General features: G+C 64.2%; 23 protein-coding genes and 1 pseudogene. 11 read left to right on the forward strand and 13 right to left on the reverse strand.

Annotation, left to right across the window (positions count from 1 at the left end):
- Positions 1-53 precede the first annotated feature (53 nt).
- From ELQ92_RS00480 to ELQ92_RS00510, 7 genes and pseudogenes are all read left to right on the forward strand, one after another.
- Positions 54-1,397 carry an ABC transporter substrate-binding protein gene (locus tag ELQ92_RS00480; protein WP_128496941.1) on the forward strand — a complete coding sequence of 448 codons (1,344 nt, stop codon included), beginning with the start codon at positions 54-56 and terminating at the stop codon, positions 1,395-1,397.
- Entirely contained in the window at positions 1,394-2,332 is a 939-nt protein-coding gene (locus tag ELQ92_RS00485; protein ID WP_208004193.1) for a carbohydrate ABC transporter permease, read from the forward strand. The genes ELQ92_RS00480 and ELQ92_RS00485 overlap by 4 nt, the downstream gene beginning before the upstream one ends.
- Position 2,333: 1 nt before the next feature.
- The gene (locus ELQ92_RS00490) at positions 2,334-3,218 is read left to right on the forward strand and encodes a carbohydrate ABC transporter permease (RefSeq protein WP_128496943.1); all 885 of its coding nucleotides are present in this window, start codon (positions 2,334-2,336) and stop codon (positions 3,216-3,218) included.
- On the forward strand, positions 3,215-4,372 hold the full coding sequence (locus ELQ92_RS00495) for a Gfo/Idh/MocA family protein (protein WP_243694789.1): 1,158 nt from the start codon (positions 3,215-3,217) through the stop codon (positions 4,370-4,372). Before ELQ92_RS00490 ends, ELQ92_RS00495 begins: the two co-directional genes overlap by 4 nt.
- Positions 4,369-5,217, forward strand: coding sequence for a ThuA domain-containing protein (locus ELQ92_RS00500; protein WP_128496945.1), 849 nt, complete (start codon positions 4,369-4,371; stop codon positions 5,215-5,217). The genes ELQ92_RS00495 and ELQ92_RS00500 overlap by 4 nt, the downstream gene beginning before the upstream one ends.
- A gap of 146 nt (positions 5,218-5,363) precedes the next feature.
- Positions 5,364-5,546 (forward strand): annotated as a pseudogene (locus tag ELQ92_RS00505) (DUF2200 family protein); the annotation flags it as partial.
- 228 nt (positions 5,547-5,774) lie between these two features.
- Positions 5,775-6,824: a Fic family protein gene (locus ELQ92_RS00510; protein ID WP_243694790.1), complete on the forward strand. Its 1,050-nt coding sequence runs from the start codon at positions 5,775-5,777 to the stop codon at positions 6,822-6,824.
- Positions 6,825-6,846: 22 nt separating this feature from the next.
- Here the strand turns inward: ELQ92_RS00510 and ELQ92_RS00515 are convergent, their stop codons facing one another.
- The gene (locus ELQ92_RS00515; protein ID WP_128496951.1) at positions 6,847-7,926 is read right to left on the reverse strand and encodes a hypothetical protein; all 1,080 of its coding nucleotides are present in this window, start codon (positions 7,924-7,926) and stop codon (positions 6,847-6,849) included.
- Positions 7,927-8,040: 114 nt separating this feature from the next.
- Here ELQ92_RS00515 and ELQ92_RS16415 point away from each other — a divergent pair, with 114 nt between their 5' ends.
- Together ELQ92_RS16415 and ELQ92_RS16165 are read left to right on the forward strand one after the other, a co-directional pair.
- Positions 8,041-8,430, forward strand: a complete 390-nt coding sequence (locus tag ELQ92_RS16415) for a PadR family transcriptional regulator (RefSeq protein WP_128496952.1) — start codon at positions 8,041-8,043, stop codon at positions 8,428-8,430.
- A 239-nt stretch (positions 8,431-8,669) separates the two neighbouring features.
- Positions 8,670-8,825, forward strand: coding sequence for a hypothetical protein (locus ELQ92_RS16165; protein WP_166426650.1), 156 nt, complete (start codon positions 8,670-8,672; stop codon positions 8,823-8,825).
- Positions 8,826-8,876: 51 nt separating this feature from the next.
- On the opposite strand, the gene ELQ92_RS00530 is transcribed toward ELQ92_RS16165, so the two are convergent.
- From ELQ92_RS00530 to ELQ92_RS00550, 5 genes are all read right to left on the reverse strand, one after another.
- Entirely contained in the window at positions 8,877-9,914 is a 1,038-nt protein-coding gene (locus tag ELQ92_RS00530) for an SIS domain-containing protein (protein ID WP_128496954.1), read from the reverse strand.
- A 29-nt stretch (positions 9,915-9,943) separates the two neighbouring features.
- Complete coding sequence (locus ELQ92_RS00535; RefSeq protein ID WP_128496956.1) at positions 9,944-10,792, reverse strand: carbohydrate ABC transporter permease; 849 nt, start codon at positions 10,790-10,792, stop codon at positions 9,944-9,946.
- A complete protein-coding gene (locus ELQ92_RS00540; RefSeq protein ID WP_128496958.1) occupies positions 10,789-11,760 on the reverse strand; it encodes a carbohydrate ABC transporter permease in 972 nt (323 codons plus the stop codon). Before ELQ92_RS00540 ends, ELQ92_RS00535 begins: the two co-directional genes overlap by 4 nt.
- 2 nt (positions 11,761-11,762) lie before the next feature.
- Positions 11,763-13,004 (reverse strand): extracellular solute-binding protein, encoded by a 1,242-nt coding sequence (locus ELQ92_RS00545; RefSeq protein WP_243694791.1) that lies wholly within the window; start codon positions 13,002-13,004, stop codon positions 11,763-11,765.
- A 156-nt stretch (positions 13,005-13,160) separates the two neighbouring features.
- A complete protein-coding gene (locus ELQ92_RS00550; protein WP_243694792.1) occupies positions 13,161-14,123 on the reverse strand; it encodes a BadF/BadG/BcrA/BcrD ATPase family protein in 963 nt (320 codons plus the stop codon).
- A 179-nt stretch (positions 14,124-14,302) separates the two neighbouring features.
- On the opposite strand from ELQ92_RS00550, the gene ELQ92_RS00555 reads away from it, so the two are divergent.
- Both ELQ92_RS00555 and ELQ92_RS00560 read left to right on the forward strand, forming a co-directional pair.
- The gene (locus ELQ92_RS00555; protein ID WP_128496962.1) at positions 14,303-15,490 is read left to right on the forward strand and encodes an ROK family transcriptional regulator; all 1,188 of its coding nucleotides are present in this window, start codon (positions 14,303-14,305) and stop codon (positions 15,488-15,490) included.
- Between the two features lie 200 nt (positions 15,491-15,690).
- Positions 15,691-16,158 (forward strand): substrate-binding domain-containing protein, encoded by a 468-nt coding sequence (locus tag ELQ92_RS00560; protein WP_166426658.1) that lies wholly within the window; start codon positions 15,691-15,693, stop codon positions 16,156-16,158.
- Between the two features lie 31 nt (positions 16,159-16,189).
- On the opposite strand, the gene ELQ92_RS00565 is transcribed toward ELQ92_RS00560, so the two are convergent.
- The 7 genes from ELQ92_RS00565 to ELQ92_RS00595 form a co-directional block, all read right to left on the reverse strand.
- Complete coding sequence (locus ELQ92_RS00565; protein ID WP_128496966.1) at positions 16,190-16,399, reverse strand: hypothetical protein; 210 nt, start codon at positions 16,397-16,399, stop codon at positions 16,190-16,192.
- Positions 16,400-16,505: 106 nt separating this feature from the next.
- Complete coding sequence (locus ELQ92_RS00570) at positions 16,506-17,429, reverse strand: hypothetical protein (RefSeq protein ID WP_128496968.1); 924 nt, start codon at positions 17,427-17,429, stop codon at positions 16,506-16,508.
- Positions 17,426-18,316 (reverse strand): hypothetical protein, encoded by an 891-nt coding sequence (locus ELQ92_RS00575; protein ID WP_128496970.1) that lies wholly within the window; start codon positions 18,314-18,316, stop codon positions 17,426-17,428. The genes ELQ92_RS00570 and ELQ92_RS00575 overlap by 4 nt, the downstream gene beginning before the upstream one ends.
- 1,046 nt (positions 18,317-19,362) lie before the next feature.
- A complete protein-coding gene (locus tag ELQ92_RS00580; protein ID WP_166426659.1) occupies positions 19,363-20,385 on the reverse strand; it encodes a PD-(D/E)XK motif protein in 1,023 nt (340 codons plus the stop codon).
- Positions 20,382-22,499 (reverse strand): Z1 domain-containing protein, encoded by a 2,118-nt coding sequence (locus ELQ92_RS00585; protein WP_128496974.1) that lies wholly within the window; start codon positions 22,497-22,499, stop codon positions 20,382-20,384. Before ELQ92_RS00585 ends, ELQ92_RS00580 begins: the two co-directional genes overlap by 4 nt.
- A 7-nt stretch (positions 22,500-22,506) precedes the next feature.
- Positions 22,507-24,009: an ATP-binding protein gene (locus ELQ92_RS00590; RefSeq protein ID WP_166426660.1), complete on the reverse strand. Its 1,503-nt coding sequence runs from the start codon at positions 24,007-24,009 to the stop codon at positions 22,507-22,509.
- Positions 24,010-24,062: 53 nt separating this feature from the next.
- Positions 24,063-25,523 (reverse strand): DNA cytosine methyltransferase, encoded by a 1,461-nt coding sequence (locus tag ELQ92_RS00595; protein WP_243694793.1) that lies wholly within the window; start codon positions 25,521-25,523, stop codon positions 24,063-24,065.
- Positions 25,524-25,579 lie beyond the last annotated feature (56 nt).

Below are 25,579 nucleotides of genomic sequence, written 5' to 3' on the forward strand. Positions count from 1 at the left end.
TTCACCACGCAGGCGAAGAAGCCCACGGGAGCGGAGCGCAGAGAGGTACCGCAATGAAGCGCAACCGAGCAGTCGCCCTGACTCTCACCACGCTGGTGGCAGCAGCGGGGCTCTCCGCCTGCTCCGCCGGTGACGACGGTGGAGACGGACCCGTGACGATCTCGATCATGGAATACCAGCAGACCCGCATCGACATCGTGGAGAAGCTGATCCCCGGGTTCGAGGCCGAGATGAAGGAACAGGGCCGCGACGTCACGGTGAACCTCATCGCCGACCAGCTGAACGATGAGCAGTTCAAGACCAAGATCACCCAGCAGTTCATCGCGGGCGAGGCCCCCGACGTGATCGACATGGGCGAGAGCCTCGTGCCCGGTTTCGCCGGCGCCGGCTACCTCGCCCCCCTCGACGAGTACCTCGAGGACTGGGACGGCTGGGAGCACTACTACCCGCAGTTCAAGGAGGCGTCGGTACGCCAAGACGGCAAGATCTACTCCCTCCTCAACACCTCGGGCGTGCTCAACCTCTTCTACCGCGAGGACATCCTCACGGAACTCGGCGTCGACACGAGCCAGCCGCAGACCTGGGACGAGCTCATCGAGCGCCTCGTCGAGGTCCGCGACCTGACCGGCGACACCCCGATCGTCCTCCCCGCCGGATCGGCGTGGGGCGGCGGCACCTGGAACGAGGGCTTCCAGCCCCTCCTCGGTGGCACCGACCAGGACTACTACGACCCCGAGACGGGCACGTGGGACCTCGAGAGCCCCGGCTTCGCAGCGGTCTTCGACCTCTACAGCGACCTCGCCGGCGAGGAACTCCTCCCCGTCCAGGATCTGCTGAACCCGAACCCGTGGCAGCCCACCAAGTACGAGAAGTTCCCCGCCGGCGAGATCCAGGTCGCCGCTCAGGGCACCTGGGGCTGGAAGTTCGACTGGGGCCCCGAGGGCGCCACACCGATCCCCGACCTCACCGAGAAGGTCTCCACGTGGCAGTTCCCCGGCCTCCGCGACGGCGACGAGCCGTTCGGCTGGCTGAACCTCGGCGGCGTCTACACGATCCCGGAGTCGTCCGAGCACAAGGAGGAGGCGATGCTCCTCATGCAGTACCTCACCACGGGCGAGCCGCTCGCCGAGCAGCTCGTCGCCTCGGGCGCCGCGTCGCCGCGTGACGACATCATCGACGTGAAGCCGTACGCCGACGAGCCCGAGTTGCTGCAGGCGGGCGTCGACCAGGAGACGAGCGTCTTCGTTCCCACCGGTGACGGATCGGACCAGATCGCCCAGGCCGTCGCCTCCGCCACGGAGCTCATCCTCACGGGAGAAGCGGACGGACAGGAGGCCTACGAGGCCTTCGTGCGGGACGCGACCGAACTCCTCGGACCGAACCTGGTGAAAGAGTGACGTCGACCCTCGACGTGCCCGTTTCGGCAGCGGCGAACACGCCGCCGCTGCCGAAACGGCGTCGCCAGCGAAACGGCCCGCTGATCGCGCTTCTGCTGGGCCCGTCCGTGATCCTCATCACGCTCTTCATCGTCCTGCCGGCGTTCTACAGCATCTACCTCTCCCTGACGAACACGCAGCTAACGGGCTTCGCCGCGCGTGACCCGCAGTTCGTCGGACTCGACAACTTCACCTACCTGCTGTCGAACGCCGACTTCCTCGGCTCCCTCGGCCAGACCGCCACCTTCACGCTCTTCAGCGCGATCATCGGTCAGACCGTGCTCGGCATGGTCGCCGCGATCCTCCTGAGCCGGCCGTGGCTGCGCGGCAAGGGCCTGTTCGGCGCCGCGGTACTCATGCCCATGATCGTGCCCGAGGTCGTGGCGTCGCTCGCGTGGGCGAGCGTCCTGTCGAACAACTCCGAGGGCACGCTCAACCGGCTTACCGGCCTGTTCGGGGCCGACCCGACGGACTGGCTTCAAGTCGTCCCGCTCACGTCGATCATCATCGTGAACATCTGGCGCGGCGTGGCCTTCGCCATGATCATGTTCCAGGCCGCGCTCGAGGACGTTCCCGCCGAGCTCATCGAGGCCGCGCGGATCGACGGCGCGAGCGCCGTCCAAGTCTTCCGCCACGTCACGCTCCCGCTCATCCGTGGCCCGGTGTTCCTCTACCTGCTGCTCACGACGATCAGCACCGTCGGCGTCTTCGGACTCGTCTACTTCCTCACGCAGGGTGGACCCGGCGGGCAGACCCGCATAGCCGCCATCTACATCTACGAGCGCGCTCTGCAGTTCTCCCAGATCGGTATCGGCAGCGCGGCGTCGATCATCCTGCTCGTCATCGTCCTGGTCCTCGGGATCGTCTACGTCCGTCTCGCGAAAGTGGAGGTCTGACATGGCAACCGCAGTGGCCCCGACAGCCCCAGCCCCCTCCCATCGGAAGATGCGTCGACGCCCGTTGACGCCGCTCGACCGCGTGCAGCGGACCCTCGGATACGTGCTCATCGCCCTGCTCGCGGTCTTCTGCCTCGTGCCGTTCGCGTGGGTCGTGTTCAGCGCCGTCGACGCGAACGCGGGACCCAACGTGCAGTGGCCCGCGTTGTCGTTCGACAACTTCGTGCAGTTCTTCACCAACCGCGGGACCCCGCTCCTGCTCGTCAACAGCCTGATCATCTCGGTGACCGCCACGGTCATCAACCTCGCGCTGGGACTCGCGGGAGGTTATGCCCTCGCTCGCTTCCGGTTCGCCGGGCGCCGGGCCTTCATGTTCGGCATCCTGCTCATCCGCGTCGTTCCCGCCCCGGCGACGATCGTCGCGTTGTACCTGATCATGGTCAACATCGGGCTCTCGAACACCCTCATCGGCCTCATCATCGTGGAGGCGGCCTTCCAGCTGCCCGTCACCCTCTGGCTCCTCGCCGGAACCATCGCCGCGGTTCCGATCGAGCTCGAGGAGGCCGCGTGGATGGACGGCAACTCGCGTCTCCAGGCGATCTGGCGGATCGTGCTGCCGCTCGTCGGCCCCGGGCTCGGAGCCGCCGCGATGCTGAGCTTCATGAACGTGTGGGGCGACTTCCTCACCCCGCTCGTGCTCCTGCAGAGCACCGACCTCTACCCGCTCTCGATCGGACTGTTCCGGGCGTTCAGCGAGTACAACCAGGTCGACTGGGGCCTCCTCGCCGCGAGTGCGATCGTCTACCTCGTGCCGCCGGCGGTCCTGTACATGTTCGTCCGCAAGCACCTGCTGCGGTCGAGTCTCGGTGGGGCGGTGAAGGGGTGAGCGTCGGTTCCGCCGCTCACTTCCCCGAGCGCCTGCCGGTCGTCGTGGTCGGCGCAGGTGCGATGGGGTCGGAGTGGCTCAAGATGCTCTCCGCCTCGTCGATCGCCGCGCCCGTCGGCGTGGTCGATCTCGATCTGGACCTCGCGAACCGCACCGTCGCGTCCCTCGGGCTCGAGGGCGCCGTGGTCGGCTCGTCGGTCGCGGACGTGGCACGCCGCTCGGGCGCCCGGGCCGTCATCAACGTGACCGTGCCGCAAGCGCACGGCGTCGTCAACGAGGAGGCCATGCGCGCGGGGTTCCCCGTGCTGTGCGAGAAGCCGCTCGCCCCGACGATCGCCGAGGCGCTCCGGCAGGTCGCGATCGCCGACCTCACCGGTGAGTTGCTCATGGTGAGCCAGTCGCGCCGCTACTTCCCGCACCTCGCGGTGTTCCGGGAGGCCGTCGGCCGGCTCGGCCGCCTCGCCGCGGTGAGTGCCGACTTCTTCCACGAGGATCACGAGCCCGGGTTCCGGGAGCGCATGGCGCACCCGCTCCTCGTCGACATGTCGGTGCACCACTTCGACCAGTTGCGGTACGTCGCGGGCGATGAGCCCGTCTCCGTGCGGTGCACGTCGTGGAACCCGCCGTGGAGCTGGTTCGACGGCGATGCCGCGGCGACCGCGGACTTCGAGCTCGCCTCGGGTGCGCGGTTCGCCTACGCCGGCAGCCGTTGCACCCCCGGCCTGCAGACCTCGTTCAATGCCGAGTGGCGCGTCTACGGGGAGAACGGCGCGGCGTCGTGGGACGGCGAACAGACCGTCGGCCTCGACGCCGATGGCACCCTTCCCGAGGCGCAGGACGCTCCGGAGGGGATCGCGGGTTCGCTCGCCGAGTTCGTCGGCGCTCTCCGCAGTGGCACGACTCCGCAGAACGAGGTGCGCGCGAACGTGCTGAGTCTCGCGATGGTCGAGGGCGCCATCCGAAGCCGCGACCTCGGCGGCGAGCGCGTCGTGCTCGCCGACCTCATCGAACAGTCGCTCGCTCAGGCCATCGCCGCCGAGCGGAGCGACGACGTCGGCGAGCTGCTCCGCTCCTGGACGAGCGCAGCGGTCGGCATCACCACTCCGGCGTGGGGTTCCACCCACGCCCCGACCGCGTCGGGAGGCGCCCGATGACCGATTCCACCAGTACTTCCACCGCTCCGATCCGGGTGACCGTGTGGGGCGAGAACCGCCACGAGCAGATCAACCCCGTCGTGCGCGGCATCTACCCGGAGGGCATGCACACGACCATCGCGGACGGCATCCGCGGGTTGCTCGGCGACGAGGCGACCGTCACGACGCGAGTGCTCGACGACCCCGAGCACGGCATGACGGAGGAGACCCTCGCGGCGACCGACGTGCTGCTGTGGTGGGGTCACACCGCGCACGAAGAAGTGACCGACGAGGTCGTCGAACGCATCCAGCGTCACGTGCTCGAGGGCATGGGCATCATCGTGCTCCACTCCGGTCACCACTCGAAGATCTTCCGCCGCCTCATGGGCACGACGTGCAGCCTGCGGTGGCGGAACGATGGCAGCGACCGTGAACTCGTGTGGACGGTCTCGCCGCGCCACCCGATCGCGGAGGGTGTTCCGCAGCCGCTCGTGATCCCCGGGCAGGAGATGTACGGGGAGTTCTTCGACATCCCCGACCCCGACGAGCTCATCTTCCTCAGCACCTTCACCGGTGGAGAGGTGTTCCGGAGCGGCATCACGTACCGCCGCGGCTACGGGCGTGTGTTCTACTTCAGCCCCGGCGACGAGGTGTACCCGGTGTACCACAACCCCGGAGTGCAGCGCGTGATCGCGAACGGTGTCCGTTGGGCGCGGCCGACGCGCGAGCGCGAGTCGTACCTCGTGACGCCGATGTACCTGCCGGGCGAGTTCGACCGGCCGGTGCTGACGGACGAGAACGGCGGGCTCATCGACTACTACACGCGCGAGCCCGTCGCGGTCCGCGGTGAGGGTGCCGCGAGCTGAGCGGATCGGGCCGGCGAGCGAGACCGGTCGACGATGCGGTGACACCGGGTCCCGCGAGAGCGCATTCCTTCCCCACGGAGCGCTCCCGCGGGACCCTCTCGCGTTACCGTCGATGCACCCACCGCACGCTCCCGATGGAGGGACCCGAGGACTTCTTCGCCCAGGCTCCCGAGCCGAACCCGAACGCCTCGCTCATCACCGGCACGATCTGCGGCATCCGCGTGCAGGAGATCGAGGACCCCCTCATGCAGAAGATCCGCTACATGGACCTGTTGGTCGACGAGGTCGCGCGGGGGAAGAAGATGACGTCGATCCTGCGGGGGTCGTAGACCTGACCATGGCGTTGTCTTATCCAAGCTTTCTCGAGAAAGCTTGGATAAGATACTGAAGTGGCAAACGAAACCGACAATCTCGGCACGGGTGATACTTGGCCTGTCACCCGGTTCGAGTCGCTTCCCTGGACTCGCTCCGGCGATGAGGTCGGCTCACGCCGACGCTTGAGGGCGGCATCGGGCCCCTACCAAGCGGCGGTACCTCCCTTCATTCGCGATCTCGACGTGAAACTTCCGGCCGAGCTGGTCGCTGCATCGGAAGACGCCAGCCGGGAGCTGACGCGCTTCGATACGGAAGCAGGCACCCTCGCGGCTCCGTTCGCGTCGATCCTGCTTCGCACGGAGAGCGCATCGAGTTCGGAGGTGGAGAACCTGACATCGAGCGCAAAGCAGGTCGCGCTCGCCCAGATCGGCGACTCGACCTCGCAGAACGCGCGGTTGGTTGTCGGCAACGTGGCCGCGATGGAGGCGGCTATCGCCCTAGCGGATGACCTCGATACGGACGCCGTTCTGGCGATGCACCGCGCACTGCGCGAGAAGTCGACCCCCGAGATCGTCGGTCGCTGGCGAGACGAGCAGGTGTGGATCGGTGGTGGCTCCGTGTCACCGCACAACGCGACGTTCGTCCCGCCACACCAGGATCGCGTCCCTGCCCTGATGGACGACGTCATGGCGTTTGCGCGTCGCACCGACCTTCCGGCGATGGCCCAACTCGCCATCGCGCATGCCCAGTTCGAGACGATCCACCCGTTTCCCGACGGCAACGGCCGAACCGGGCGAGCGCTCGTGCAGGCGATGCTGCGTGCCGGAGGGGTGACGAACAACGTGACCGTCCCCGTGTCGGCCGGGCTGCTCGGCGACACCGAAGGCTACTTGCGCGCGCTGACCGCCTACCGCGACGGCGACGTCCGCCCGATCGTCGAGGCGATGTCCGAAGCGTCCTTTGACGCCATCCGTAACGGCCGGATCCTCGAGAAGGACATCACCGAGATCGCGGCGCGCTGGGACTCGAACGTTCGGGCGCGCAGCCACTCCTCGGTGCACCGCCTCAAGAACCTGCTACTCCGCCAGCCTGTCGTGACCATCAAGCTCGTCGCGTCGGAACTCGGTGTCAGTAATCCGGCGGCGGACGATGCCGTTCAGAAGCTGGTCGACGCGGGGGCCCTGACTCAGGTCACCGCGGGGCGGCGCAATCGGCACTGGCAAGCCGATGAGGTTCTTACGGCGCTCGACGCGTTCGGGGCACGCGCCCGCCGCAAGCGGAGCGGCAGCTAGGGGTTGGGGACAAGCTCCACGTCTAGCTGAACCATGGAAGAAGCCCGCGCCACCGTTCACGCGTGCGTTCCCGACGCATCTTGGCAAGATCACGTTCCAGCGCAGCGATGGCTTCGGTGATTCTCGGCACGGATTCAATCACCTGCGAGAGGTGAAGCGAGTCGGTGGCTCCATCCAACGTCCACCTCTGGAGGAACCGGTAGCGCCGCGAGATGCCCGGGCGCGCGCTGACACCTGTCGTGATCGCGACCACGAGGAACGACCCACTGAGGAGGTACATCTGGAGCCTGTACTCGTCCGTTGTATTGCTCGCGAAGACCACGGAAGCGATGATCATCGGCCAAAGGCCAATGAGGTACAACGCCCAACCCAACGCTGAAAGGAGCCATGGCACGTCCCGAGCGCTTCGAATCATGAAGGCTGCTGCGGGCGTACATAGATTGAGGACCGCGGCCATAAGGATCACTGTGACGACACCGAGGAGATCGCTCGTCGCGCCAGCGATAAGTGGCCAGGTGATCACGATGTACGTCGCAGCCGGTGTGATAACCGCCATCGCGAACCAGAGACCGATTATCAAGATTGGGCGCCTCACTCGTTGCACACCGTGTCGACGCGCTTCCCGGATTGAGGCCCGCGCCACCTCGAGCTCATCTTTGCGGGAAGCGAGAGTTCGGACGAGATCTTTCGGCAGGAGAGCTCCTAGCAAACAGCCCAGGAGAAAAACGATCGCGCTGACCACGGCGGTAAGGAGCCAAGTTCCGACGCGCTCGGTGCCGTCGATGAAGACGAAGGCTGAGAGTACCGTCCAGCCGGCCGCGACCGCGGCAATAGCCATACCTAGCCCGCTGAACCAGGCTCGAACCTCCTTCAATGTCGGATTGTCCCGCTTCTGCCGACCTAGCGTCGCGATCGCGAAATACGTTGGGACAAGCGCACCGAGCAGCGCGGGCATCAGCACTGAAGACTCAGCGACGAGCTGCTCGCCGAGCCAGGCCATGCAGTCCCACCGCCCATTCCCGCCCGACGCGCTGATCACGACGACCTGCCAGAAGATGGGCAGCGCTACGAGGACGCCTCCAAAGAAGAGGACGATCGGCATTACTTCTCGAATGGATCGAGGGACGACGAAGCGGCTCAAATCTCGCATACCGTCCAGGAAAGCGATTGCCACCGACATCGCGAGGTCGAGCAGCTCCCTGCTATATTGCAATGCATGACACCTCCCGCTGACGTCTCCGCGCAGTTGCGCAAGGGTGTCGTGGAGTACTGCATCCTCGGGATGCTCTCGCGGGAGCCGATGTACGGCTGGCAGCTCTCGGAGACGCTCGTGCGATCGGGGCTCATCGCGAGCATCGGCACCCTGTACCCGGTGCTCTCGCGGCTACGCGAACGCGGCCTCGTCACCTCGTTCGAGGAGGTGAGCGAAGCCGGCCCGGTCCGCAAGTACTACCGCCTGACCGTCGCCGGCGAGGAGCTGCTCGCTGACTTCCGCGACCAGTGGCCCGCGTTCTCCCTCACCGTCGGCGCCCTCATCCGCGGTAAGGCACCCGACGACTTGACGACCGACCCCATCTGCGCGGCGCGCTCCGTTGTGACGCGATAACCGACCGCGAGGACCATGTCGAGGTTGTAGATCTTGACCTCGCGCTTGCCTTCAATGCGACTGTCAACTCTGAATTGACAGTTGGCTCGCTCTGCTCACCGTCCGCCAAGATGCGGGATATGAGTTGCCGAACGTTCTTCGACGTTCCGTAGAGCTCCGCGAGCTGCGCCTGGGTGAGCCAGACCGTACCGTCGACCGCGCGCAGCTGTACCTCCGCTCCGCCGGGCGCGGAATAGAGGATGATTTCGCCGCTGCCGTTCGTCATCGGCGCCTCCGTTCAGTTTTTCCGCCTACGGAGCGCCACTGACGGTTACGACCGACCGCTGTCTCCCATCTCGAGCGTCACCGGCGCGCTGCTGCTCAACGTCAGTGGTGCTCCGACCACCGATCGCTGAGCCTGTCGAAGCGCCGCGCCACCCGACAATTCGACAAGCTCAGCGACCGCACTACTCGTCCTTGCCGAACTTCGTGTCGGGCTGGCTGTAGAGGAACTCCTCGATCGTGATCCCCCGTCGCTTCGCGATCGCCTCCGTCACGATGTGAATCGCGATCGTCTCGGCGATGACGCGCTCGAAGCCGGTGCTGCCCTCGGGCAACCGCAGCACGCGCACGTTCTCGTGGTCGAGCTCCCGCACCTCCTCGTCGTTCCCGGCGGACACCACGAGCACCTTCACGCCCGCCTCCGCTTGCGACGCCACGACGCCGAGTCCGCGCCCGTCGCCGAAGAGCACGAGGCCGGTACCGGTTCGGCCGGGCTCCATCGGACCGTGCAGGTACTGGTAGGTCTCGTACCCCGCGGTCGGAAGCCGCAGCGCCTCACGGAACACGAGAGCACCCTGCGCTGCCGACGTGAACGAGACGCCGAGACCGGCGAAGTCGACGCTCTGCACGCCGTCGAAGAACTCGGCGAGCGCCTCGGCCTCGGGACGGAACCGCTCGAGCATGTCGGCGACGAGGTCGGGCACCGTCGACTCGTCGATCGATGCGCCGGGCACTCCCGCCGCCCGCAGCAGCGCCGAGTAGGCGGCGAGCGTGCCGATGTAGCCCGCCGTGTACACGGGCGAGTCGATGATGCCGCCGAGGGAGACGATCGCATCGGCGACCTCACCCACCTCCGCCTCGGGGTAGTTCGTAATCGCAATGCGGCGGCCCTCGGGGAACCGACGGGCCACGTCGATCGGTTCCGGGCTCCGACCGGACTCGGTGACGATGACGATGTGGTCGCCCGGGGTGAACCCCTCCGGCGCGTCGAAGAGGTCGGACGCCGTCACGTTGATGCCGCGCACCCCCTGAGCGGTGAGCGCCCACACGAGCGCGTTGGCCGAGTGGCTCGACGCCCCCATCGAGACGACGGCGACCGTCTCGCCCGGCTTCCACGGCGCGATCGACGCGTCGGCGACGGAGTCGCGGATGCTCTCGACCGCCGTGCGGAGGAGCTCCGGCTGCTTCCAGACGGTCGTGGAGAAGGTCTCTCGGTTCTGCATGTGTTTCCTTTCGTGGGGGTGGGAGTCGGTCAGCCCTTGACGGCGCCGGCGGAGAGTCCGCTGACCACCTGGCGCTGGAAGACGAGCGCGATGATGACCGGGGGAATGGAAGCGATCAGGCCGCCGGCGGCGACGAGACCGAAGTCGGTCGTGTACCGGCCGGCGAACTCCGCGATCGCCACCGGCAGGGTCTTCGCCGCATCGGTCGACGTGAAGATGAGCGCGTACATGAACTCGTCCCACGCCAGCAGGAAGGCGAACATCGTCGCGGCGAAGAGCCCGGGCTTGGCCGACGGGAGGATCACGCGGAAGAGCGCCCCGAGTCGCGAGGTGCCGTCGATGCGCGCGGCCTCCTCGAGCTCCGCGGGGATCGTCGCGAAGTAGTTGCTCAGGATCCAGAGCGTGAACGGCACGACGAGCGCGCAGTCCACCACGATGAGACCGATCGTGGAGTCGAGCAGCCCGATCGAGCTGAGGATCAGGTAGAGCGGGATGAGGAGCGCGACCTGCGGCAGCATGTACGTCGCGAGGAAGATCATGAGCGTCGTCCTCTGGAACGGGAACCGCAACCGGGCGAAGGCGTAGGCGCCGAAGATGCCGACGATCATCGAGATCGCGACGACACTGACGCCGACGACGAGCGAGTTCACGAACGCCGCGCGGAACGAGTTGCCGACGGCCGACGAGCTGTCGAAGAGGATCGTCGCGTAACGGTCGAAGACGAACTCGCTCGGCCACCACCGAGCGGGCCGCGCCACGATGTCGCTCTGCGTGGACACGCTCGCGAGGAACGTCCACGCGAGCGGTGCGATGCACCCGAGCGCGACGACGACGGCCGCGACGTAGGTGAGGACGGTACCCCCGGTCGTGCGCTTCACAGCAGGCTCATTTCCGACCGGCGCAGCAGTCGCAGGTAGAGGGCGGACAGGGCGAGGATCACGATGACGATGAGGTAGGAGATCGCCGATCCGAGGCCGTAGTTCTGCTCCGAGAACGCGGTGACGTACGTGTAGTACGAGATCGTCTGGGTGCCGTTCGCGGGGCCGCCGCGGGTCATCGCGTAGACGATGTCGAAGACCTTCACCGCCTCCACGGTGCGGAGCACGAGCACGAGGGCGATCGAGGGGGCGAGGAGTGGGACCGTCACGGAGAAGAACGTGCGGATCCGTCCCGCGCGGTCCATCTTCGCGGCCTCATACAGCTCGTTCGGGATCGACGTGAGACCCGCGAGGAGGAAGAACGCCACGAGAGGCGTCGTCTTCCACGCGTCGGCGACGATGAGGAAGTTGAGCGCCGTGAACGGGTCGGACAGCCACGCCTGGTACTCGTCGATGATGCCGAGTCCCGAGAGCAGCCCGTTGAGCGCACCGTACTGGGCGTTGTAAATGCCCTTCCACATCGCGGCGTTCACGATGGTGGGGAGCGCCCACGGCAGTACGACGAGCGCGCGGATGAGCCAGCGACCCCGGAACTCGGCGTTCAGCAGCCACGCGATCGCGAGGCCGAGGACGAGCTCCAGCCCGGTGGAGACGAGCGTGAAGTAGAGGGTACGGCCCATGGCTTCCCAGAAGCCACCACTCGTGAGGGCCTGAACGTAGTTGTCCAGGCCGACGAAGGGGGTCACGGTCGCGACGGCGGACTTCACCTCGAACATCGAGATGAGGAGCGTGCGCAGCATCGGGTAGACGATGACGCCGAACACGGTGATGAACGCGGGGAGCAGGAGCCAGAACGCGAAGCGTCCCTGCCGCTCCCGGCGCCGTTTCACCGGCTTCCGCTCACCCGTTCCCCGGTGCTGGGGGCCCGCCTCCCGAGAGGGAGGCGTCACCGCCGTCGCGACCGCCATGGTCAGCCCTCCTGGATGTCGTTCGCCGCGGCGACGGCGTCGTCGAGCGCCTGCTGCGGCGTCTTGTCACCGAGGAGCGCCTTCTGCACCTCGACCTGGATGATCTGCGACACGCTCGAGTAGTTCGGCACCGCCGGTCGCAGGATCGAGTCGTCGTAGGCGGCCTCGGCCACCTCGAAGATCTCCGGGTTGGTCTCAACAAGCGCCTCGTCGGAGTAGCTCGACGACCAGTTGGGGAGGCCGGCGTCGACGTACTGGTCCTGAACGCCCTGGCTCGTCAGGTAGGAGATGAACTCCCACGCCGCGTCCTGGTTCGTCGAGTTCGCGCCGATCGAGTACGCCATCGCGCCGTTCACGCCGGGCCGGTCGCCGGACGGGCCGGCAGGGGTCGGCAGCACGCCAGCGTTGATCGACGAGATCGACGGGTCCTGCAGGTCGCGGAGCGTCGAGTCCCAGTTGAGGCCGAACGCGGTGTCGCCCTGCGCCATGGCCTTCGAGACGTCGTCCTCGAGGAACGTCGTCGACGCCGGGTTGGTGAGGCCGTCGTCGATCGTGGCCTTCATCCATTCGAGGGCTGCGACGCCCTGCTCGTTGTTGATGATGAGCTCGCCGTCATCGTTCGTGAACTCGCCGCCGAAAGCTCCGAGCATCTGCGCGTAGTCGCAGATGAGGGCCTCGGCTTGCGCCCAGCTCCACGCGATCGGGTACTCGCTGAGCCCCTCGTCCTTGATGCGCTTTGCGACGTCGAGGACACCGTCCCACGTGGCGAGGTCCTCCTCCGTCGCGCCGACCTGCGCGACCATGTCCCAATTGAAGTAGAAGAGCTTCGTGGCGGGGCCGTTCGGCACCCCGTAGAACTTGTCCTGGTACTCCGCCGTCGGAAGCACGCCCGGGAGCATCTCGTCGTTCCAGGAGTCGGGGAACCGGTCGGTGAGGTCGGCGACGATGCCCTTCGAGGCGAACTCAGCGGGCCAGATGACGTCGATCTGGAAGACGTCGTAGCTGCCGGACGGAGCCGACGTCACGATCTTGTCGTGAAGCGCCTCGTACGAGACGAAGGTGGGTTCCACGTCGATGTCGGGGTGCTCCTCCTCGAACGCGGCGATGATCTCCGCGTAGTCGTCCTCGGTGTAGCCGGCCTGCTTCATGAAGAGCGCGTTGACGGTGCCAGTGCCGTCGCCCGTGCCGCCGCCGGCGTTGGAGACGCCGGTAACGCTGCAGCCGGTCAGCGCGATTGCGGCCATGACCGCAATCCCTCCGGTGATGGTGCCGCGATGCGACCTTGTTGTGACGGTGTTCATGTCGACCTCCCTTGGTCTGTGATGCGTCGAGGTGGTGCATGGGGTTGTGAAGCGGGGTGGTGCGGCGGTGCGGGTGGTGCGGCGGTGCGGATGGTGCGGTCAGCGGGGGTGGGGCTGGGTGGTGCGGCCCGGCGTGGACGGCGCGGTGGCGCGGGTGATGCCGCCTGTTCCGTCCCGCAGGTCCCGCGCGAGCGCGATAGCGCCCGCCACGGGTGGGTGATCGAGCACGCGGAACGGCTGGGTGACCCCGGCCAGGACGAGCTCCGTCTCGAGGGCACGCGCGAGGAGCGGCTGGTTGGTGACGACGCCACCGGCTGCCACGACCGCATCGGCGACGGCGCCGCGGTCGAGGAGCAGTGTCACGTGGTGAGCGAGCTCCGCGGCCGCTGCCTCGATGGTCTCGAGCGCGTCCTTCGATCCCTGCTCCGCGGCATCGAAAACGAGGCGCGCACCTTCCGCCCAGCGGTGCATCGTGGCCGTGGACATGAACATCCACGCGAGCTCGTTGACCCCGGGGGCCGCGAAGTGGCTGAGAAGCGCGCGGCCGAGCGCGTCGGGTTCCCCGCCTTCGTCGGCGCGGCGGATAACGGCGCGCACGGCCTCGCGGGTGAGGGCCGGGGCGCTCCCCGGGTCGGCGATCATCCAGCCGTGCCCACCCACGGCGATGGGTGAGCCGTCCATTGTGGCGCCGACGACGATTGAGCCCGTCCCGGCGATGACCCCGATCGCGTGAGTCACTCCGGCCGCGGGGCCGACGAGCGCCGCGTCGTTCGTGACGAGGACCGGGCCCGGGCGCTGCGCCGAGAGCGCTGCATGGAATGCCTCGATCTGAGCAGGAGTATCGCAGCCGTGCGCGCCCACCACGAGAGCGGCGGTTCCGTCGTCGTCTCCGAGTGTCCGCACGATGGAGAGCAGCGAGCGGATGCTGTCCTGGTGGTCGAGGCCGCGGCCCTGCTGCCAGTCACGTGTGGGGACGGTCCGATCGCGTGCCGCGACGTCGCCGTCCTCGGCGCGCACGTGCGTTTTCGTGCCCCCGACGTCTATGCCGATGATCCTGTCCACAGCCGTCCCGACTTTCTTATGACTCAGAGAGAAAAGAAGTAGTGTGAGCGTAGCCAGTCCTCGTCGGCGGCGTCAATGACGGATTTCGGTGGGTGTCCCGAAATGTCCCGGGGCAGGCCAGGATGGGGAGACGAGATCGAGCAGATGAGACCGAGCAACGGTGCAGGAGTACGGACCGCATGACACACACGCCCTCGCGGACGAGTCGGTCGCGCGCTGCCGCCACCACGAGCACGCTCGCGCTCGTCAATCAGACGGCCATTCTCGATGCGTTGAAGACGAGCGGGCCGATGTCGAAGGTGCAGCTGGGTGAGGCGACCGGCCTCAGCCCCGCCACGGTCAATCGCATCACCGCGGCCCTCATGGCCGACGGACTCGTGGAGCATCGCGGCGTCGAGGCCTCCACCGGCGGGCGCCCCCCGATCGTGCTCGCATTCGTGGGTAGCGCTCGCGTCGTGGCCGCAGTGCAGATCCATTCCGAGGAAATCACGGGGGCGCTCGTCGACTTCGAGGGCGTCGTCGTGGAGCGCGTCGACCGGGCGCTGCCTGCTGGCTCCCCGCCGCAGGGTCTGGCCGTCTACCGCTCGGTGCTCGACGAGCTCGAGCGGCTCGGGCGGGAGCGCGGCACTCCCCCGCTCGCCGTGGGCGTGTCCGTCACCGGCATCGTGACGCCCGACAGCGTCGTATCGGGGCTCGACCCCGCGCGCTGGGCGGAGCTGAACGTCACGGACCTCTCCGAGGGGCGCGACGTGGACGTGATCGTGGAGAACGACGCGAACGCGCTCGCGATCGGCGAGCTACACCGTGGGATCGGGCGCGACAGCCCCAACTTCGTCACGTTGCTGCTCGAGCGCGGCCTCGGCGCCGGCATCGTCACCAACGGCTCCGTGTACCGCGGCCACAACTCCGCCGCAGGCGAGATCGGCTTCCTCCTCGTGGAGTCGTCGTCGTTCGGCAAGCGCTTCGAGGAGAGCGGTGACCTCGAGACCCGCCTCGGCGCCGCCACGATCACGCGCCTCGCCGACGAGGAGGGCATCCCCCATAGCGGCAGCATCGGAGCGATGGAGCTCATCGCTCTCGCCCGCTCCGGCGACGAGCGCGCCCTGCCGCTCGCCAGCCGCGTGCTCGACGACGTCGCCCGCGCGGTGGGCGCGATCGCGAGCATCCTCGACCCGCAGACCATCGTCCTCGGTGAGGGGCTCGACCGGGAGAGCGACTTCGTCGCGCCGGCCCTGCGGTCACGACTGGAGGGGCGGATTCAGCGGGTGCCGGTCATTGCGACCGCGTCACTCGGGGCCGATGCGGTGCTGCTCGGGGCGGCGGAGATGGCGGTTCGGGCCGCTGGGCGGTATGCGTATTTGGCGTGAGTGGAAGCGCTCGCACCCGAACTTCTACGTCCGCTCGGAGTGATCAGCGAGCCGCTCGAGCGCGCTGAGCGAATCGAGATCGTCCTTCTTCGCATCATCCGTTTCGGCGGCTTCAAGAGACCGACGTCGACCATTCGAACTCTGCGTAGCGCTCGGTGGCTGTCTGCGAGGCATGAGCCGCTGATATTGAACCTGGCCCGGTGAGGATCCCGCGCTCGTCGAAGGCACTGCCCGGCCGACGCCGCCGGTTCGAGGCAACACCGCAACGGCGTGCACCGCGCAACGGACGCCGCCGGGGTGGCGGTCACGGAAGTGAGCAGCGGAATCGCCCGCGCGCACGCCGCCCAGGTGATGCTCGATCTCCTCGCCCGCCCCGACCACCCCCGGGCCGTCTACTGCGCAACGGACGAGCAGGCCTACGCGTGCTGTTCGCCTGCCACCGGCTCGGCCTCTCCGTGCCCGAGCAGGTCGCCGTCACGGGCTTCGACGGCACCGAGCACTCCGCCTACTCCCTCCCTCCCCTCACGACCGTGCGCCAACCGATCCACGACATCGCCCGCCGCGCCCTCGACATGGTGCGGGGCGCGGACGCCGCGGGATCGCGGCACGAGACGGTGGAGTTCGAGCTCGTGGTTCGGGAGTCGTGCGGGGAGCACGCGGAGCGGTAGGAGTTGCGGCGGTAGTGGGCTGTCCCGGACGTCAGACGAACGTGGTGATCGCGAAGACGCCGATCACGGCCGAAGCGATGGCGGCGATCAGTGAGACGACGCGGAGGACGCGGTGACGCGAGCTCGGGGTGTGCAGGAGCCAGGCGGCGCCGCCGAAGAGCAGGGTGGCGAGGAGGTATGGGATGTAGAGGCCACCTCTGGACCTCTGGGGAAACGACTCGACTGTGAACCTAAATCGCATCGGCAGGTGATGGAATCCTGCATCGTGAGAACTGCACCTGACAGTGATGCATCACTCACACTGAAACGAGGCCATCGACGAGGACTTAGCTGCCCGGGTTCGCGCTCTAACGGTCCCCTTTCCGGCGGGTCAGGATCGACGCGCTTCCGTCATCTAGTTGCTCTAGAGAGGTGCGCTCAGTCGAAACAAACTCGGTAATTGTTGACCAAGTCGCCCACGATTCTGGCTGCTGGCCCTCCAGCGCAGACAGAATGCGCCCACGGTCGAGGACTAAATGAACGTTGCTTTGAACGGTGTGCCACCACGGGTCACCTGCGGCCATGGCGAACGGAATAGCAAAACCAACAGTCGGGTCAGTCCCGAGTCGCAACCACTCCCTCCAATGTCCGGGCACAACATCCCGCGGCTTCTTTCGGTACTCGAACTGCACGGTGTTTTGAGCTGCCATAAGAATGAATCCCGCACGACCGTCAGGAAAGGGGTTCCAAATGAAGATGTCCACTCCGTCATCGAGGTAGTTGGAAGGAATCTCATCGTCACGAACCGGGATGCCCAGCTGCAATGCGAGCCAGGCCACCGCATCAGGGAAGCCCGAAGGGCGACTATTTCGTGGCGGCCAACCAAATTGGACACTTTTTGCCCCAACGCCCATCTTTGCAAGGAATGCTCGCTCCGCGATGTCGTCGAATATCGGGTCGGAACGGGGATAGTCCTTATCCCGACGAAGGCGACTTCCCTTCAACGACAGAATGACCAACGTGGAGTAGAGGTCCGCCCCGCCGTCGCGGGAAAACGCTATGCCTCGGTCTTCTACCCTGAAGGGGTACAGATCACCGAACTGGCGGGTGCGTCGCTCGACTTCCGCCAAGAGGTCTTCGATCTCCGCTTCAGTCGGCTGGTTTCCGGACGGAAATAGTCCAAGCATTTCGACGGCGCTGAGATAGTCGTCGTCTCCGACGATCAACGAAGCCTCAGCAAACTCCGCGAGTGTATGCGGGTCGTAGTCGGCCGGGGCAGCAAGCTGAGTCACTGGCCCTGGCCCTGGCCCTTCCTGAGTGACTCTATAGAGCCGATGTGTGTCTCTAGATCGCTCCTCAGACCGCTCCACAGGGCCTCAGAAATCTCCTCTTGCTCCAGAGCGGCGATCTTAGTCAACTCACGATTGATTCTTCCTACCGAGGTCGAGAACTGATCCGCGACGTCAGCCATGGCTTCTAGCGCATCAGACAGCACACCGGTCCGTTCCAAGACCTCCGTCGCTCCGGCGTGCCCTAAAGCCTTCGCAAGATCTCCCAACTGACGACTATCTGTGATGACCTTCCCCTCTCCCTTCGGGCCACCGAAGATCCAGAGGAGCAATTGCTCCACCTGATCTCGCCGTTCGTCGGGAACCGGATAGTAATTTGGGTCGGTATATCTAGGCGCCTTGGCACCGATGTATGCCTGAACCGCTCGGCGAGACATCGCATTGCTAAACACACCGAAAGCGGACCTGGCTCTCGACGTGTCAAGTCCAAACTCGTGGTCAGCCTGTTCAAGGATGTCGTAGTCGCGATACATCGCCTTTACTTCAGTGGAGCTACGCCCCACGAGGTTTGCGACGTAGTCGAGGTCTTGGCTCTGCTCACCAACGAGCCGGGCGATGTACCTCGCCTGTGCGTGAGGGTCCCACGGTTCGATACCTGAGATATGCCGAAACCCAAGCAGCGGAGCAACGGTGGATTCATCGTCGACCACCAGAACCGGCAACGTGTCAGGTAGCCGGGCCGGCGGTAGCTTCTTCCAGCCCTTGTTCTCCTTGGCGAAGGACGCCCGAAGATCGGGGTCAGCAAGGCCTTTGAGAGCTGTAAGGCGCCGGTTGCCTTCAATCACGCGGAATGAGTCGCCATGTGGAACCGCGATAAGGGGCTCGCTCATGAAGTATTCATGACGCGCGATGCTCTCCGCGATGCTCAGAGGGTCATAGTGGCGATTGATGAAATGTGCGAGTTCCGACTGGGTTCGTTCATCCCCTTGCATTGACTGGGGAAGTCGCGGGTTGTTCCAGTCCAACAACAGATCGGAAAGCAAGAGATTTCTCAGTACACCAGTACTCGCGATAGACGCCACCCGCCCAGGTTAGCCTCCGAGCAGGTGTTGCCTCTCTCCCCCACGTGGGCCTGCTCCGACGTGTCGGCCGCGGACCGCGAGCCACGCATCCCTTCCTTTGGGTAAGCGATGTACGGCCTAAGCAGGGATGCGCATGGTAATCGCAGACTTGCGCTGCGTCGCGATCAGAGTCGCCGTGGATTCGTCGGATGACTCCTCCCACCCCTGGAACGTGCGTCGCATTGCCAGTACGGTCACGAAGTTGCACCGGACGGCCGGATGCTGTGCAATGCGCTGTCACCCGGCCGAGCAAGCATGTCTGTTGGGTTCCCCGACCTGAGCAAACCACGCCGCAGCGACACGTAGTTAAGCATCGTCGACGAGATCCCCGACACGACATCGACGGACGATTCGCTGAACCCGATGATCTAGCGCACATTGCCTGCCGACCCGTCGGAGCCGGCTACGGCCCCCCCCCTAGAGCCACCCAGCCATGTAGCCGGCTTGCGGATGTGGGTGTCGATTCGGATGCGTCCGCAGTCGGGTGGCCCCAGACCTCCGGGCCCAGGTCAAGGGCTTCGTATGGGCCTAGGCTCTAGCTATGGCACGCATAGCCCGATTTCTTGACGGGACCCAGGACGTTCGCGCACATCGAACTGAGGTGGACTGCTTTGTCCAAGTGGTAGGTCAAGCTCAAAGTTCCGAACTGCTTGCTCATCTCAGCACGTTCGGATCGACCGACCGAGAATCCCCTCCGAAGAGCAGCCAGTCCATTCAACTCGACAAATCAGCGGCGAAAGAACTGGTCACGAGACTGATGGGAATCTTCGGATCGGATTTCTTGGACGAAGTGCCTGCAAGCGGACCTTCAGATCCTAGGTAGGAGCACCGAGTTGCCCTGGTCCGAAGCCATACGGCGCTTCAAACTCGCTAAGAGACATTCCGTGGATATCTGTCAAATCGACGGAGAACTGGATACGCACAACTTGCGGCGGTAGCGGCTCCTGAATAGTGGGTGAGGGAACGTCCCTCATAGAGAAGATCCGGACCCCTGCGATGCCGGCGTCGACGTCCACCGTTCGAGCGAGAACGTCGTCGAGTGAGTTCCCGCATGTGGCTCCGAGCACGTCCCAGAGCTTGAGTTGGAGCGCTGCGCCGTCAAGCCTGTCGACTACCTCACGGACCAAAGACGCCACTGTTCGACCTGACTGAGAAAACGTCACGGGAACTGATGCCAGTAACTGACTATGAGCCCCCGTTCCCAACGACTGCATCAGGGACAGGGTGTGAAGGCGCTTCGCGCTCCGGGCGGCCTTCACCTCGACAGACAAGGAAGGGGTCTGAAACTCGAAGTCGATCACATCGTTCGGGTTACTGTGCCATGCGCTCACCCAAGACTTGGGGTCTCCGCTGGCGGCAATCACCATCAATTCCCCGCAGATACCAACTACATCGGTATCCACCCTTTGTTGTAACTGCCAGAAAAGCGCGGCCCAGGCATCGATATTGGACGCGACATCTCGTTCCGTAGTCGACCCGGCAAGAGACTGAAGCATCGACGAACACATCGACGCGAACACGTCTGCCTGGGCAGACTCTGTCGAGGTGCATTGGATGACTGTAACTCGCAACATTTCGGTTCCAGACACCGAGATGAGTCCACACTGCCTTCCGAAATCGACCGAAAGTGACGCCAGCCTTACTGGAGCTGGTGGGACGTTGCTCTTTTTCGGAACCAGAATCAGCGCAAGCTTTCCCTCATTCGATACTCCAAGGAACATCCGGAGGCTTGAATTAAGTTGTTCCTCGACAAAGTACCCAACGTCACTTCCGCCCGCCTCTCCCGCGGCGCGTGCCTGTAGGTCCTGAAAGACCCCTTTGACGGCGCTCGCAATCATGTCGATTGATCCTCGAGTAGCCATCCGCCGGCTAATCGCTCTGGAATCCAGACAGCCGGGACAACCATTGAGGCGTACGGCGCCGCACCCTTTTTCTCGCACACCCCGAAAGTGTGGACTTGCATCGTGATGAAAGCATCGTCGAATATTGCTCGGTCGCCAGGGTAGGACCTGTTTCGGCCTTGAAAAGGTTGCACCTGGCCCGCAGCGGTTACCGTGCGAATACTCTCCTCCCCAGGCCTCATGAAGAGCACGCGCACCTCCTCCGCCGCGTCATCGGACATTCCAGCCAGCTGAAGTTTGAGTCCTCTTACACTCGGGTGAAGTGAGCGACCCGCGCTAGGAATGCTCTCCAGGAACTCAAGCGCCCGTGCCGCCGAGATGGTGGACATTTGATGTCCATATTCGCTTGTCACGCACTCGACGCTGCTCTTCAGAAGATCCATCTGCCGGATAGCCTCGTCCCCGAGGTCACTATCTGAAACGGGTGTCGTGTCGAGTATCCATCGCTCCCCCGCATTCACTCTCACCGTTGGGATGGAAATGACTGATTGCCGGGTCGGTTTCATCGAGGGATCAAGGTAGAACTGTCGCTCCCAGTCGCGCAGTGTGGAGGTCCCCTGCTCGATCGATCTCAAGCTCGAGAGCATGTGTTTCTCGTGCTCGACGTATCTTTCGAAGGCGTCGCGGAGCGACGGGTCCAGATAGACACGACACTGGCCGAAGAACGATCGCTTGTAGCCGAAAAATCGCGCTCTCTGCTGGATCGAATCGGCGTTCCACAGTCCCGGACCTCGTGGCATGTAGGTGACTGCCAGACCCTCGACCGTGAATCCGCGATCGAGCGCTTGCCCACCCACGAGTACGTATGATTTTGTCTCGTCCCAATCGATGACCGGCGTCTTCGTCTCGCGCGAATTCATCTCGACTACCTGGAGATTACGGAGTACGAACGGGAGATTGCGCCAGCAGGATTCGAAGTTGGTGATGCTCGCATCGGATCGTTCAAGGGAGTTCCAGCTCGATTCAAACTGCGCGCGAAGCGGGTCGGTGTCGCTGGGGTCCTGCAATGCGGCTTGCCAGAGATTGATGACCGAGGTAATCCACCTCACGAACGACGCGTGGGGAGCTGTGACTCGCGAGGGGTGCACAAGCATCGAGCGCGTCTCGGGTCGCCCTGACGCAAGAACATGCGCCCCGCCCAATACGAACAAGCGCAAACTCGCTATCAACGACTCGGGCGGAGGGCCATGTGGGTCGTTGGCCATCTCAAGATCCTCGGACCCTATTACCTCCACCTGCTCGATGGACCGCGAGGCGAAATAGTCGGATCCACCTACATAGGCTTTCCCAGGCTCAATCACTTTGACGAAATCAGGCGACAATACGTCGTTGATCGTTACCAGTAGCGGCGCCTGCGGGGTCGCAGTGTACTGCAGGTAGGCATGGTGGGGGAACTTCGATCTCAGGTCAACTAGCTGTCGATACGTGGCCGACTGCTTGTTGCGCTTGTGCAGCGTGTTGAGGCTTGCCTGATCCGCCTCGTCGTCGATGATGAGGACTTTCAGCCCGCCCCAGTCAATGTCATTGCAAGCGGAAATGAAGTTGTCGATTCGGCCGTGGTGCTTCAGCAAAAGGCACACCGTCGTCTTCTTCAGAATCGCCGGAGTTTCCGGATCATGCCAGTTCTCCCTCACGGCCCTGAGGGCGGTAGCATCGCTCGGATCGCTACCCGCGTTGACGAGGAAGTTCCAGCCATGGCTGTCCGCAGCGGTCAAGTCTCCTCGCAGCCGCTTCACGCCCTGATCGAGGAGCGGTGTCGATATGCCGGAGACGACAATCACTAACGCGAACCCGTTGTCGCGAGCCAACGCGATGACGCTTTCGTAGGAGAGCGTCTTGCCCGATTGGACACGCCCCACAACTAGACCTGTGCGACCACTTACAGATTCCGCCCCCACCTGCGCGTCTCGGAGTATCTGAACCGCGTCACCAGTAAGAGTTGCACGCGACTCCTCCGGAGCTACCCGATTCAGAAAGCCCGTGAACGTTGGCCCCACGGTCACGCTGTCGTCCGGCTGACTCTCCAGCTCGAGAAATGCGCCAGATGTCATCTGTCCCTCACTTCGTTGAAAGCGCCTTAGTCAGCACAGTGTTAACACGGTCCAGGAGAATCCGCGTGTACGGTACGCCAGCGTCGATCGCGAGACTCTCAGCGACCACGAGCGCTACTGCCATCCGCAGGACTGCCTCAAAGGAGTCGCGATCGCCGAGCGCAAATTGGGTGATGAAGGGGTGACTGGCGTTCAGGTTAAGGGTCACGCTGGTCTCACCTGGCACCCCGTGATCGATAGCGCTCGACAGCCAACGAGCAGCTGGTGCATTCTGTACCGCAGCGACCGAAACACGCCAGGTCTTACCGTCATGTTCGAATTCAACAAGACGACCCTGCGTAGAGACAGGCTGGGCCAACCGTGTCGATGAGTTGTTGCCGGCATCTTCCTCAAGCTCTGTAACTACAGGCCCAACGACCTCCTCCAGAATCTCGGGAAGATTGGCCTCCATCGATCGGGCAGTGCTTTCTGTCGCCGCCAGGATGAATCTGGCTTGCTGCCGATTCATCGTCCTGGACCTATACCCCTCTGCTTGCTTCAGCAGGGGCAGCGGCTCCTCATCTAGCTGGTTGCGAAGCTGAGAGAGAAACAACTCCTCGAACTCACCCCACTGAAAACCATCCTTCGTGTGGCTGACGGGAAGGCCATCAACATGCAATTCGCCGAACAACCTCTGCGAGCGATAAGAGTTACCGCCTCCATATATGGAGGCGGGCCTATAAGGAGTATCGCCGGATCCAATGATTGATCGACCGCGTCGAAAAAGTGCAAAACCAGCGTCCTTTGTCGAGCCCTCCTCTCGGAGGGCCGCGAAACCGGTGACCCGAACTTCCGGTGACAACTCGAAGGCGACATCCTTTAGCCAGGTCTGAACCTCACCTCCATCCGCATCTTGCCGAGCATCGACTGCTCGCAGAACTACCGGGTCGCGAAATGCCATACGTTCACCGGCGACAGTGAGGCGAAGCTCCCCCGACCGAAGGAAGGTGCGATAGATGTCTCGCATGTGATCCCTGATCTTTCCCAGGGTTCGACCTCTCGGGACCTGATTCAGTTCCGAGAGCACGATCTTTGTGTAGTGCGTTTTGGCGTCGGTGGACGAAGTCGTCACCACGAGATCTGACGAGTTCCCCCTCAGCACCTCGTCCATGTCAAACCTCACGGTGTAGACGCTGACGTCACCAACACTGGTAGTTTCCACCGCCCATTTGCGCGCAAACCAGATCGAGGCGCTCTTCATCCCCATACCGAACTCGGAAAGACCCGATCGGTCAGGCGGAACCTCGGCAGCTCGGAATGCACGTGCAAAGTCGTCACGGTGAATACCACCGGCGTTATCCACGATGGTGATGACACCGGTCCCGGTTGGATCAATTTCCACGTCCACCATGAGATTGAAACCTGGGTCAGCTTCAACAAGTGCTTCCCGATCGGCGCGCGCGCTCTGGACAGCGTTGTCCACGTATTCACTCAGCGCGTACCACGGCTCGTAGTTCAGATGACTGAGCACACCAAGGATTGAAACCCCAGGGGAGATATCGACCGTTGATCCTCGGTCAGACATCAGCCAGCCAGCTCTAGTTGTTGCGGCACGTCGCGAGAGCCAGCGCTCAGACGTAGCGACCGCAAGAGGGGCTCAGCAATCGCACCTACGACCTCCGCGTTCACAGCGTTTCCAAGCGCCTTGTACGCCACGTTTCGATCCTCAGGGAGCTTGATCCCATCTAGGCTCTGCAGTCGCGCGCACTCACGCGGGGTCATGTAACGCTTCTCCCAACCGATGATCGGAATCTGTGTGTCGGTCATGGCGACAAGGCTTGGCGATGTAGTCGGCCTCTTGACCCTCACTCCAGAGGCCCGCAACTGCAGGACATACTTCCAAAGTGATCGCTGCCCACCCTGTGCGTTCCACTCAAACTTTTGAAAGCTCGACGGGAGCGTCTCCAGCTTCGACCGTTCAAGCCACGGATCAATCCAGTCTCGATTTTCCTCGTAGAAGGTTCGATTGTTTCGAATGAAGTCGACCTTCCATCTTGGAAACTCGTACTGCTGCCGTCTCGCATGACTTGGCAATGCCGCTAACTGATCGGCGAGCCCGAGCCCCTTCAGCGGTCGACCCAAGATACCTGTGTATGAGTCCAGACCGTTCACACCCAGTTCGGCCTGGAGAGCGGCTGGCGTCTCATCGGCGTACGGGTAGGTTGCACCAAATTCCATCGCCCATATTGGGAACGAGGGCAACTTCACCTCCCTCGGCGCGGATGTCAGAAAGTCGTCCCAGACCTCGAGGGCGCGCAGTGCCTCCGGACGAATTGGGCGCGCATCGGCCGGATCTGAATCGAGCACGGACCGGACGTCGGTCTGGGTCGGGACGGGGTCTGGCCAGTCGAATGTATGCAAGCCATCACGCGAAGCGACAATGTAGACACGGTCGCGAATCTGGGGAACGCCAAAGTGATGAGGTGAATAGCGTCTCGCATCGACGTCATAGCCAAGCTGCCGGAGGGTCGCCTGTATCGTGCGGAATGTATCGCCGCCCCGGTGTCGCATGAGGTTTGGGACATTCTCCAGAACCACCTTCTGGGGCTTCTTCGCAGCAATGATGGCAGCCACGTGGAAGAAGAGTTGGCCTTGGAGAGTGTGCTCGAATCCAAGCTGCTCGCCAGCCTTTGAAAACGGTTGGCACGGAAACCCTGCCGCCAGGACGTCATGGTCAGGTATCGACTCAGGATCAACCAGTGCGATGTCACCGGCGGGACGCAGCCCAAAGTTCGATTCATACAGACTGTTCAGCTTCGGCTCCCATTCGGCTGCGAATACGGCTGTCCCACCAAGCCGAGAAAGAGCCACGTGAAAGCCACCAAGCCCCGCAAACAAGTCGATGAAGGTGAAGTGCCGGCCCGTCTGTTCGGGCGCAGAAGGAGCCGGGGTCTCTAGAAACAAGGTCACTTCTTCATTCTGTCGTTCGACCACTGACATTGGTGCGGCGACGCGATAAGCGCCGTCATTCGCCCCCAAGTCCATCTGCCGGTATTCAGTGTCCCGCGAGACACCAATGGCACTCCGAACCACAGCCAGCC

Origin of the sequence: Labedella populi (assembly GCF_004078655.1) — a bacterium.
Lineage (GTDB): Bacteria > Actinomycetota > Actinomycetes > Actinomycetales > Microbacteriaceae > Labedella > Labedella populi.